This window comes from Methylobacterium sp. WL19, from assembly GCF_008040005.1.
GTDB classification, from domain to species: domain Bacteria; phylum Pseudomonadota; class Alphaproteobacteria; order Rhizobiales; family Beijerinckiaceae; genus Methylobacterium; species Methylobacterium bullatum.
Map to the genome: position 1 here is coordinate 1 of NZ_VRVC01000149.1, position 11,720 is coordinate 11,720.

Annotated in this window: 11 protein-coding genes; all 11 read left to right on the forward strand. The window is 65.3% G+C overall.

All coding sequences use genetic code 11. The annotated features are described in order from the left end of the window. Positions 1-537 precede the first annotated feature (537 nt). Positions 538-2,694, forward strand: a complete 2,157-nt coding sequence (locus FV220_RS21660) for a hypothetical protein (protein WP_147833180.1) — start codon at positions 538-540, stop codon at positions 2,692-2,694. Between the two features lie 581 nt (positions 2,695-3,275). After that, entirely contained in the window at positions 3,276-3,830 is a 555-nt protein-coding gene (locus tag FV220_RS21665; RefSeq protein ID WP_147833181.1) for a hypothetical protein, read from the forward strand. Between the two features lie 18 nt (positions 3,831-3,848). After that, positions 3,849-5,345 carry a type II secretion system protein GspD gene (locus FV220_RS21670; RefSeq protein ID WP_147833182.1) on the forward strand — a complete coding sequence of 499 codons (1,497 nt, stop codon included), beginning with the start codon at positions 3,849-3,851 and terminating at the stop codon, positions 5,343-5,345. Further along, the gene (locus FV220_RS21675; protein WP_147833183.1) at positions 5,342-5,941 is read left to right on the forward strand and encodes a prepilin peptidase; all 600 of its coding nucleotides are present in this window, start codon (positions 5,342-5,344) and stop codon (positions 5,939-5,941) included. The genes FV220_RS21670 and FV220_RS21675 overlap by 4 nt, the downstream gene beginning before the upstream one ends. Then, on the forward strand, positions 5,941-7,155 hold the full coding sequence (locus FV220_RS21680; RefSeq protein ID WP_056250194.1) for a type II secretion system F family protein: 1,215 nt from the start codon (positions 5,941-5,943) through the stop codon (positions 7,153-7,155). The genes FV220_RS21675 and FV220_RS21680 overlap by 1 nt, the downstream gene beginning before the upstream one ends. 39 nt (positions 7,156-7,194) lie before the next feature. Further along, on the forward strand, positions 7,195-7,644 hold the full coding sequence (gene gspG, locus FV220_RS21685; protein ID WP_147833185.1) for a type II secretion system major pseudopilin GspG: 450 nt from the start codon (positions 7,195-7,197) through the stop codon (positions 7,642-7,644). Between the two features lie 5 nt (positions 7,645-7,649). Continuing rightward, positions 7,650-8,096 carry a prepilin-type N-terminal cleavage/methylation domain-containing protein gene (locus tag FV220_RS25850; RefSeq protein WP_056250191.1) on the forward strand — a complete coding sequence of 149 codons (447 nt, stop codon included), beginning with the start codon at positions 7,650-7,652 and terminating at the stop codon, positions 8,094-8,096. Next, a complete protein-coding gene (locus tag FV220_RS21695; protein ID WP_210245960.1) occupies positions 8,086-8,616 on the forward strand; it encodes a prepilin-type N-terminal cleavage/methylation domain-containing protein in 531 nt (176 codons plus the stop codon). Before FV220_RS25850 ends, FV220_RS21695 begins: the two co-directional genes overlap by 11 nt. After that, positions 8,613-9,392: a hypothetical protein gene (locus FV220_RS21700; RefSeq protein WP_147833187.1), complete on the forward strand. Its 780-nt coding sequence runs from the start codon at positions 8,613-8,615 to the stop codon at positions 9,390-9,392. The genes FV220_RS21695 and FV220_RS21700 overlap by 4 nt, the downstream gene beginning before the upstream one ends. Next, positions 9,392-10,252 carry a type II secretion system protein GspK gene (locus FV220_RS21705; protein WP_147833188.1) on the forward strand — a complete coding sequence of 287 codons (861 nt, stop codon included), beginning with the start codon at positions 9,392-9,394 and terminating at the stop codon, positions 10,250-10,252. The genes FV220_RS21700 and FV220_RS21705 overlap by 1 nt, the downstream gene beginning before the upstream one ends. Further along, a partial coding sequence (locus FV220_RS21710; protein ID WP_147833189.1) for a GspE/PulE family protein occupies positions 10,249-11,720 on the forward strand: 1,472 nt, incomplete at its 3' end. The genes FV220_RS21705 and FV220_RS21710, both read left to right, overlap by 4 nt.

An 11,720-nucleotide genomic window follows, 5' to 3' on the forward strand; every position in this document is an offset into this window, starting at 1 on the left:
GCCGGTGCCGACGTCTCGCTCCTCCTCTTGGCGAGCTCGCCCCCGTGGAGTTTCGGCCCCCTGCCGAAATAACCCGCGCCGGGCTTTCGTCAGAAAGTCGAGCTTAGATACCCAAGACGCAATACCCAGGAATACGATCCTGGGTATTGCTCTACCAAAATATTCACTCGATCAATCTACATTCAACGGGCTTCCGGCCGGAGCTGACGTCTCTCCCTACATCCTCGTAAGTGCCTCCGTTTGGAGCTCGGACCGCTTAAAAATAAGTCACTGAATGTCAGTTAAATTAGAGAAATATCGAGAAAATTAGCAATGGCGCAGCGACAAGAGGGCGAGGGCGATCCTTTCTGCCATTACTTTTGGATTATTTGACACATCAACATCCGAGAAAAATGACTTACTACAGATAGTGAGCGCTTTTTTATCTTTCTGTATGAGCTTATCGGTTGCCCTAACGAACAAAAATACAAAAACAAATCTGAACTCATATCGTCCCATCCATACTCGATATCGCTATATGTTCCGCGGAGTTACCTAATGAAGTCGAGATCCCTTTGGCAATCCGCGTTTTTCGCTCTCGCGGCGGTCTGTTCGAACCTTTCTACCCTCGTTGAGGCGGCTGATGGCCCCTACGCAGTCACGAGAGGCTCCTACAAATTCCTTGCCCGCGACGAGCCGCTGGTCGCAACCGACCGCAAGGTCGATCTTTGGGGCGAGGTGTATCGCCCGACAAAGCTTGGCAAGACACCGCTTCCTCTTATCGTTTTTCTTCATGGCAATCACGGAACATGTGGAAGATACGATAGCAGCATAGAGGTTCGCGTCGACGATTCTGCTGATTATACAGATCAGGGAAAATGTCCCCCTGGATACGTGGTGACGCCAAATCATCTTGGCTATACGTATCTCGCTGAAGAGATGGCTTCTTGGGGCTACATGGTCGTTTCGATCAACGCAAACCGTGGTATCACCGCAGGAAGCGGGCTCGATGGCGACGATGGCCTTAATCTCATGCGGGGACGGTTGGTCCTTCGCCATCTCAAGCTGCTCTCGGATTGGACTACGGGCGTCGGTCAAATCGTGCCGCCCACAACCCTGCGCTTCAATCCGAAAGGTACAATGGATCTTTCACAAGTCGGCATGATGGGTCACAGCAGGGGCGGAGAAGGCATCCGAGCTGCATTGCAGCAATATCGAGATAAAGGTAGTTCATTTTCGTCCTTGATCAAGAATCTTGAAATTAAGTCTCTCTTCGAAATCGGTCCAGTTGATGGCCAGACATCCCGTGTTCTGGATGCAGATGGTGTCAACAGTATGGTCTTGCTGCCGTCCTGCGACGGCGATGTTTCCACCTTGCAGGGCATGAAGGTCTTTGACAGGGTATTTTTTAATAAAACTGATAAAATAAAAGCCTTTCATGGTAGTATTTATGCATGGGGCGCCAATCATAACGCCTATAATACTGAATGGCAGGAATCAGATTCGAGAGACTGCTACGGCGCGGACGAGATTTACCCTCAGAATGGGCGCTCACGGCCACAGCAGCTTACCGCGGTACAGACGCTGGTCCCGTTCTTTCGGGGAACGGTCGGTGCAAATGCTGATCCATCGCTTGCTGCCATCTTCAATCCCAGCAACTCGCTTCCTTCCAGCCTGACCGACATTACCAACGTCGATCGCGGGTTTCTGCCGCAGCCGATCGGGCCCGACGTCGAGCGCTTGGAGACCTTCTCGAGGGACACTGGAACGAGCGATGCGGGAGTACGCACGACGAGTAAAGGTGTCACTGTCGTTCATCAGAGCGCCGCCTTTGAGCATCAAGCTGGAACTCGAGTCGCGACCGTAGGATGGGATGCCCAGTCGAAGGGGATCAAGATGTTCCAGATCAACTTTGCGCCTGGGAAGGACTTTTCTCCCTTTAAGGCAATATCGTTTCGTACTAGTCTGCGGTGCTTCGGTCAGATCTGCCTCAATCCGGCTTCCGAGAATGGAGAGATGTCATATCTTGTTCGTTTGGTTGATGCGAATGACCAGCTTTCGCAAGGCTTTCTTACAAGCAAAGAAGTTCGAATCAGTCGGCCTGTCGGTCCAACGAATTATCGAGGCGCAAAGCAGCTTCATTCGACGCTTTACACTATCAATATTTCTCTGTCTCAGTTTGGAGGAGTTGACCTAAGCAACATTAAGGGCCTACGGTTCGTGTTTAACGGACAGGAGGCTGGAACTGTCGACATCGCTGATCTTGTGCTTTTGAAAAATGATCCCGATACATCGGACAATAAGACGGATGCTGTCGCATCTGTGGCTGGAAAGCGGATGATGACGGACCCGTTCAAGGCCCAGTTTGCTTCCCTTGCCCCGGCAAGTCCTTCGGACGATCAAAATACAATCAAGATATTGCGTAATCCTAAGATTTCAGCTTCCGCTGCTCAGGCCGGGGCAGATAAGTCGGCCAACCAAGGAGGGGTGGACATCGTCCTGACGTCCAAGCGTTCTTTTCCTTTCACCGACGCTTTTCCGAAACTCTTGATTGGCGAGAAGACTATCGAGGGCGGCACAATCGGGCCGGACGGAAAAACGATCACGATCCGCATTCCCGAGGCGACATTCAACGCTCTGCCCGCCGGTGCCGACGTCTCGCTCCTCCTCTTGGCGAGCTCGCCCCCGTGGAGTTTCGGCCCCCTGCCGAAATAACCCGCGCCGGGCTTTCGTCAGAAAATCGAGCATAGATACTCAAGACGCAATACCCGGGAATACGATCCTGGGTATTGCTCTACCAAAATATTTATTCGAATAATCATTTATCGATAAATCAATACCTCAACATCGATCTCGCCTACTAAGCGACAGAGCACCTGGCGCGGAAATTGCCAGACGAGATCGCAGGGTCGTGGCTAACGCGGAGAATGGCGCCGTCTTACAAGACCTTTCCGTCGCGGTCGGCGGTCCGACTTGGAAAGACCATGAAACGCCGCACGTCGCACCGTAATGGCGATCTGACGGATGTGTAGAAGGATTGTTGTGTGCGTCTGACAGTTGTTGCCGCGATCGGGTTTGGAGTGATGGCCTTGTCCGGCTGCGTTGCCTCCGATCCCCTCGGACAATCGGGATTCGGCCCGTCGGGATCCGCTGCGTCGCGTTCCGGATTCTCCGATGCGAGCTTGGTGGATCTGACAGCACGTGGCCCAAAGGGAAAGACGGCCGGCAGGACGGCATCGAGCGGTCTGCTGGCCGCGAACGGAGAGCCCGGACGTAGCTTCAACTTCGGAACCGAGATGGCCGAGGTCGGCGCGGCGGAGCGTTCGACCGCCTCTGCGCCGGGGGAGGGCAATCCGTTCAGGCCGGTCGCCCTGCGCAATGCCGCCGAGGGGCAGCCGTCCGGCGGCCTCTACAGGATGAATTTCGAGGATGCCGACATCAAGGAGGTGCTCCAGTCGGTGCTCGGCACCATACTGGGCGTCACCTACACGGTTGCGCCGAATGTCAGCGGCCGCATCACCCTCTCGTCGACATCCCAGATGACCCGGACCGAAGTGCTGTCGACCCTCGAGACGGTGCTCGCCGCCCAGAATATCTCCCTGACCAAGATCGGATCGACCTATCGGGTCGCGCCCATGGCCGTGGGCGGCGGCGTCGTGGACGCGGGCGAGGCGCTGTCGGGCAACGGCGTGTCGGTGGTGCCGCTGCGCTTCACCTCCGTGGCGACCATGACCAAGCTGCTCTCCGGCTTCATCGCCGAGTCGGACGGGCTGCGCATCGATCCGGGCCGCAACGCCATCCTGGTCCGGGGCCCGGCGCCCAACCGCGAGGACGTGGTGCGCGCCATCTAATCCTTCGATACGGACTGGATGCAGAACCAGTCGGTGAGTCTGTTCGAGGTCCGGCGTGCCCGCGTCGAAGCGGTGGTGGCTGAGTTGACGCGGATCTTCGACAACGAGACCAGCGGAAGCGGCTCGGGCCTGATCCAGTTCAAGCCGATCTCCCGCATGCGCGCCATCCTGGCCGTGTCGAAGAACCAGGCCCTGATCCGCCGCGCCGAGACCTGGATCCGTCGGCTGGACCAGGAAAGCGACCGGGCCGCGGACAACGTCTTCGTCTACCGGCCGCGCCACCGCGACGCCAAGGAACTCGCGCGCCTCGTCGGCGGCCTGTTCAAAGGCGGCGGCACCGGCTCGTCCGATGCCGCGGGCGGGGCGGGTCCCGGCGGGAGCCTGTCTACCACGCCCTTCGGTGGAGGGTCGCAGGATCGGGGCGCGGAGGGCGGTGCAACGAGCTCGGGGGGGATGCAGGCATCCCTGACCCAGCCGGCCAGCACCACGCGCACGGGCGGCTTCCCCACCGCGCCTGTCTCGGCGGAGGCCTTCACTCCCGACGCCGCTCCGGGGGAAAGCGAACCTAGCCGCGGCGGTCAGAGCCGCCGGCTCTCCCTGTCGGTGAATGCCGACCCGGCCAACAACACCGTCGTTTCCTACACCGACGGCGAGACCTACCAGAAGGTCCTCGCCGTCATGCGCAGCCTCGACATCCCCCCCGTCCAGGTGGCGATCAACGTGATGATCGCCGAGGTCCAGCTCAACGACGCTCTCAAGTACGGCATCCAGTTCTACCTGCGCAGCAATCGGGTGGGGCTGGGCGAGAACAGGGGCTCCATCGGCCTCGTCGACACGGCCGAGCAGGTTCTGAAGAGCAAGCTGCCGGGCTTCAACTTCGTCGGCGGCGGAAACAGCCCCGACGTGGTGATCTCGGCCCTCGACAGCATCTCGAAGGTGCAGGTGCTGTCATCGCCCTCCCTCGTGGTGATGGAGAACAAGCCGGCGGTGCTCCAGGTCGGCGATCAGGTGCCGATCACCACCCGGCAGGGGCAGAGCGTCGTCAATGTCGATGCACCCATCCTGAACCAAGTGGAGTTCAAGGATACCGGCATCATCCTGAAGCTGATCCCCCGCGTGGGACAGAGCGACACCGTCACCCTCGACGTGGAGCAGGAGATCTCAAACGTCTCGGCGGGCGCGGACACGCTCACGCCGACGATCTCGCGGCGTCGGGTGTCGAGTTCACTGACGATCAACAACGGCCAGACCGTGCTCCTGGCGGGCATGATCAGCGAGAGCCGCCGCACCATGAAGGACGGCATTCCCTACCTCGCCCGCACACTGATCGGCGACCTTTTCGGCTCCACCGACAAGGGGTTCGACCGCAAGGAACTCGTCATGTTCATCCGCCCGGTCGTGGTGCGCAACGGCGAGGACGCCGCCTCGGTGGCCGAGGAATTCCGCTCGCGCCTGAAGTTCTCCGACAGGCCAAGGGCCGATGCCCCGGCACGGACCGCCGTCCATAAGCCATGATCGCCCGGGTCCTCATTCCGAAATCCGATGGAGCGGCTGTCGCCGTCAGCCTCGTCGCAGCGCTTCCGCTCGCGGCACTGCCGGGAGAAATCCTGCCCCAGGCGATCGCCGCCGTGGTGGTCGCCTGCCTCGCCGCATGGATCGCCTGGCAGGACGCCACGACCTTCACCATCCCCGACGGGGGCGTCGCCGGCCTCGTCCTGGTGGGAGCGGCCTTGCGCCTCGGCGAGGGGCTGGACGCCCTGCACGAGGTCCGGTTCGTCCTCATGGGTCTGGCAGTCGACGCTGGTCTCTGCACCGGAACCCTGCTCCTCTTGCGCGAGCTGTTCTACCGTCGGCGCGGCTATGACGGATTGGGCTTCGGGGACGTCAAGCTCGGCCTGGCGGGAGGTGTGCTTCTGGGCGCCCAGGGCTTCGCCTGGGCGACCTGCGGGGCCTGCGCCCTGGCCCTCGCCGTGGTTCTGGCCCGCAGGATCGCGGGCCGGCCGATGGGGCTCAGGGACCGCATCCCCCTGGGGGCCTTCCTGGCGCCCGCGATCCTGCTCGCCTGGGCGGTGGTGCATCACATCCCCTCGCTCGACGCGACGAGGATGTGATGCCGAGCTTCGCGTATCGGGCGATCGATCCCGGCGGACGAATCCATTCCGGCGTGATGGACGGCGGTTCTCCGGCCGAGATCCTGGAGGAACTCGACCGTGCCGGCCTGGTGCCGATTGCCGCCCTCACCTCCGCGGGGGCGCGCGCCGGCCGGAACTGGCGCCAATGGATGACGCCGCAACCGCGGAGCGAGGAGATCACCGCCCTCACCCTCGACATCGTCATGCTGCTCAAGGGCGGCGTCACCCTGAGCCAATCCCTGATGCTACTGACCCAGATGGGCGCGGGCCGCTGGCAGAAGCAGGTGCTGCGCGAACTCCATGCGGCCCTCGCCAGCGGCAACAGCTTCTCGCAGGCCCTGGCCGAACATCCGCGGCTGTTCCCGCCGATCTACGTCAAGATGGTGGAAGTCGCCGAGGCCACCGGCCGGCTCGAAGAGGCCCTGACCACGCTGGCCGAGGAACGCCAGCGCACCGAGCGCCTGCGCAAGCGGTTGGTGGGGGCGATCAGCTATCCGGTCTTCCTCATCCTGGCGGCTCTCGCAGCGATGATCTTCATCTTCGTCTACGTGATCCCGCAATTCGAGACCGCCCTCGAAGGCTTCAAGGACAAGCTCGACCCCTCCGCCCTCCTCGTCTTCGATGCCTCGGCGTTCCTGCGCAACAACGGCGAGGCGATCCTCGTCGCGCTGGCCGCCCTCGTGCTGGGTCTGTTCGTCGCCGGCCGCATGACCGCCCGGCACCGCCTCGGCCTGCGGCTGGCCTTCCGGGTACCGGTGCTGCGCACCCTCTTCCTCTACGAGGGAACGCTCACCTTCTGCCGGACCCTGGCGGTTCTGGTCTCGAACGGTATCGACATCTCCACCACCCTGCGCCTGCTGCGCGACGTCGTGCGCCTCCCGACCCTGTCCCGGGAGATCGATGCCGTGATCGCGGACGTCCGCAAAGGCCAGCGGCTGTCGCAATCCCTGGCCACGCGCGGCGTTCTGCCGGCCCATGTCGTGCAGGTGCTCCGGGTAGGCGAAGAGGCCGGTGATCTCGCCGACAGCGCCCGCCGCGTTGCTGGCTTCTACGAGATGCGCCTCGATGCTGCCCTGGGGCGCGCCATCGCGATCATCGGCCCCGCCACCATGATGGTCGTCAGCGTGATGATCGCCTGGCTGATCATCTCGGTGATGACGGCGCTGATGAGCGTCAACGATATCCTGAAGTAAGAGGCCCGGATGTTCCTCCAGACGATCTCGAACGCCAAGATGATTCTGAACAGTAAGACGATCGCAAATAGAAGGTCCGAGGCTCGCGGACGGCGCGACCGCGACGGCGGGTTCACCCTCGTCGAACTTCTCGTCGTGCTCGTGATCCTGGGGCTGGTGATGGGCCTCGCCGGCCCGAGGGTGCTCGGCTATCTCGGTAGTTCGCGCGAGAAGGCGGCCAAGCTCCAAGTCGAGGCCTTCTCCGCCGCCCTCGATCTCTACTATCTGGATTTCGGCCGCTACCCCACCGCCAACGAGGGGCTGGCCGCCCTGGTGACGCGCCCGGCCGGCGCCGAGCGCTGGGCGGGGCCCTATCTCAAGCAATCGACCCTGCCGGCGGATCCTTGGGGCAGAGCCTACGAATATCGTGTGCCGGGCAAGAACGCGCCCTACACCATCGTCTCCCTCGGCCCGAACGGCCGCGGCGCCGATGGCGCGAAGGAGGAGTGAGCCGTATGACCCACCCACGGCGGGGCGGCCCGGCTGCCCGGCGGGCGGGATTCACTCTCATCGAGACGATCGCGGCGCTCCTGTTGATCAGCCTGCTCGCCGGTGTGGCTGTGCCGTTTCTGCGCGGGGGGCCGGGACCGGCAGCCCTCCGGGCTGCCGCTTATCAGGTCTCGGCGCTCCTGCGCGGGGAGCGCAACGCCGCCTTCGCCTCCGGCCGCCCGAGCGCGACACTGGTCGATGCCCGAGCCGGGATCGTACGCTCGGAGCGGGGCGGGACCGGCTTCTCCGCGGGGCCAGGCATGCGCCTCGACCTCAGTGCGCCGCTGTCCGACGCGATCCGCTTCTTTCCCGACGGCCGGTCCACCGGGGGTGATCTCAGCCTGTCGGCGGCGGGGCGCCGGATCGGCCTGCGGGTCAGCCGCGACACGGGAGCGATCGCCATTGTCCAGTGATCGCCCCCGTCCGAAACCGGTGCGCCGCGCTGGTGCCCGTGCCGGCTTCACCCTGATCGAGGTTCTCGTGGCCCTCACCGTGCTGGCCGCCGTCTCGCCCGCCCTGTTCCGCATGGCGGTGCTGCTGCGTAGCGGGACCGAAGTGATCGACGATCGGACCCGCAGCGAGATCGTCGCCCGCTCCCTGCTGGAGGCCGCCCTGGGACAGCGCGAAGCCGCGCAATACAGCTTGTCCGGCCGCACCGACGGGCGGGGCTGGAGCGTGGAAGCACGCCCCCTCGAAGGCGCGACGGGACGCATCGCCGCCGGAACCGGGCGAGGTCCCGGCACCGCCCCGAAACCCGGCAGGGACGCTGCCCCGAAGGCGGCGGCGTCCGGAGAGGGTGACCGGCAGGCCGATCGAAAGGCCGACGAGGAGGAGGTGCTCTGGATGCCCGTCGGCGTCACCATCCGGGTGGAGACCGCCGGCAGCCCCCTGCGGATCGACACCATCGCCCTGGCCCGGAAAGCCCCGTCGTGAGCGGCTCCTCCCGCACCCTCAGGCGGCTTGGCGGAGACGAGGGCACGCTTCTCGTGGAGGCGCTGACGACCTTCGCCCTCAGCGCCCTCGTCCTGGCCGGCCTCGTCGCCACGTCGGGGCTGTTCCTGCGGATCCTCGACCGCAGCGTCGCTCACGCCCACGAGGTGGAATCCCTCGACCGGGCGATGAACGCGATCGGGCGCGACCTGCGCCATCTGGTGCGGGCGCGCTGGGAGGGTCCGGCGCCGCGCTCCTTCATCTTCGAGGGTCATCCGACGCGCCTCGTCTTCGCCCTGGCGGACGGGGGCATGGGGGGCGAGCGGCAGGTCGGCGAGCGGATCGTCTCCCTCTCCGGCCGAGTGGGCCCGCAGGGCGGGCGCATCCTGCGAAGCGAGGCCCCCTTGCGTCCCGGGGCGACCGGCCCGAAGGCCGTCGCCTTCGGGGCTGCGCAGGAATTACATGCCGGGCGCACCCGCCTGCGCTTCGCTTTCGTGGGGCCATCGAAGCAAGGGCAGCCCGTCCCGCCGCCGCTGCCGGATTGGCCGGCCGGCTCCCTGCTTCCAGAGGCCGTCCTGGTCGAGATGGTCGATCCCGAGACCGGGCGCGTCGTCCTGTCCGCCCGCACGCGGCTGATGGTTGACGCCGATATCGGCTGCCTGCAGGGCGGCCAGGGTCCCTGCGGCCTGCCCGGCCGACAGGATCAGCAGGATCAGCAGAATCCGAACGAGTCCGCCACCGTGGCGGCCCGGTCGTCCTTCGGGGAGGGCCGGTTGTGATGCATCGCGCGGACCGGCAGGGCTTCGTCCTCGTGGCGGTGATCGGCATACTCTCCCTCATCGCCGCGCTGACCGGGAGCGCCCTCCTCGCTCTGCGCTCCTCCGTGGAGAGCGTCGCCCTTGCGGACGAGGAGGTGGCGCTGAGCGGGCTGGCCCATGCGGGCATGTCGCTGACCGCCTATCGGCTGCTGCTGGAGCAGAAGCCGGCCGAGACCTTGAGCGGCCAGAGCCTGCCGCTTCCGGGCGGTCGGTTCGTCGCCTCGATCCGCGACGAGGCAGGCCTCGTCGATCTCAACGGGTCGAAGCCCGAACTCCTTGCCTCGGTCTACCAAGCGAGCGGCGCCTCCGGCATGTCGCCCGACACCTTCGTCGCCCGCCTCGTGGCCTGGCGCGACGAGGCCAAGGGGCAGGAAGAGGCGGGCAAGGGAGGGTCCGAACGCGGCGGGAAGAGGCCGGCTTCCGGCCGCCCCCTGCGCTCCCTCGACGAGGCGGCCTCCATCCTCGGCCTGAGCCCGCGCGACGTCCGGGCCCTCGCCCATTTCGTCACCGTCTACAACCCGGACGGCAAGGTGAACGTCCTGAGCGCGAGCCGCGCCGTTCTCGAAGCCCTGCCGGGTATCGCCCGGCCGACTTTGGAGGACATCCTGGCGCGGCGCAGGAACCCGGCGCCCGGGGATGTCGCCGCCCTGAAATCTTCTCTGGGCGCCCTCGGCGACGGCATCAAGACGGAGCCCGGCCCGGCTTATCGCGTGGGGATCACCGCCCGCGGCCGTACCGCCCGCACCAAGAGCGTGAGCGCGGTGATCGCTTCCGGGAATGCCGAACTGGCGCCCTTCCACATCCTGGAATGGTCGGAATGACGAATCCCGTGAACGCCGGCGCCCCGGCGGATGAGCCTGCGTCGAGTGAGCAGGGCGCGCCCTCCGGCGACATCCTCGATCACCTGCGCGGCCGAGGCGTGGCGGTCCCGCCGGCCCTCAACGGCGCGCGCCGCGACGTCCGCGGCGAGACCGGGCTGCTCGAAAGCCTGTGGCGCGGCGGGCATGCCAATGCCACTGATCTCGCCGTCATCGCGGCCGAGTTCCACGGGCTTCCCCTGGCCCGGCCGGCGGAGGTGGCGGCTGGGGCAACCGTCAGCGCCGACCTCTCCCTGCGCTTCCTGCGCGAGACTTTCATCCTTCCCTATGTCGGCGAGCACGGCCTGTGCCTCGCCATCGCCGATCCCGGCTCCGGCGAGGAGATCGACGCGGTGCGGCTCGCCCTGCCGGGGGCCGACACGCTGGCGATCCTGCCCTTCGACGCCTTCGAGCGTCTGTTCGCCGAGATCGGCAAGAACCAGGCCGGAAACGAGGGGGCAGGCAAGGACGAGCAGGGGGGGCAGGCCGCCCGGGCCGACGGGGCGGACGCCGCCCTGGAAGGGCTCGACCTCGCCCTTGGGGACGATCCCGAGGCGCTGCAGGATCTGGCGCGTGGCGCACCGATCGTCCGGGCGGTGGACCAGGTGCTGGAACGGGCCCTGGAGGCGGGCGCCACCGACATCCATTTCGAGACCGGGCGGGAGGCCCTGCGCATCCGCCTGCGGGTGGACGGCATCCTGCGCCTCGACCAGTCGCTGCCCAAACGCCTCGCCCCGGCGGTGATCTCCCGCATCAAGATCCTGGCGGGTCTCGACATCGCCGAGCGGCGCCTACCCCAGGACGGGCGCGCCAACATCCGCATCGGCCATGCGGAGGCGGATCTGCGCATCGCGGTGATGCCCACCCTGTACGGCGAGACGGCGGTGGCGCGCATCCTGCTCAAGGACGCGCGGCTGCTGGATTTCGCCCGGATCGGCATGGATGTGGTCAACCGGACGGCGTTCGAGCGTCTGCTCGCCGAGCCCCACGGCATCATCATCGTCACCGGCCCCACGGGCAGCGGAAAGACCACCACCCTCGCCACGGCGGTGTCGCTGCTCAACGAGCCCACCCGCAAGATCGTCACGGTGGAAGACCCGATCGAGTATCAGATCGCCGGTATCCACCAGACCCAGATCAAACCCTCCATCGGCCTCGGCTTCGCCCAGGCTCTGCGGGCCTTCCTGCGCCACGACCCCGATGTGATGATGGTGGGCGAGATGCGCGACGGCGAGACCGCCAGCATCGGCATCCAGGCCGCGCTCACCGGCCACCTCGTGCTCACGACCCTGCACACCAACTCGGCCACCGACGCGGTGGTCCGCCTCGCCGATATGGGCGTCGAGCCCTACCTCATCGCCGCGAGCCTGCGCGGCGTCCTCGGCCAGCGCCTCGTCCGACGCCTGTGCGAGCGGTGCCGCCGGCCGGCTCC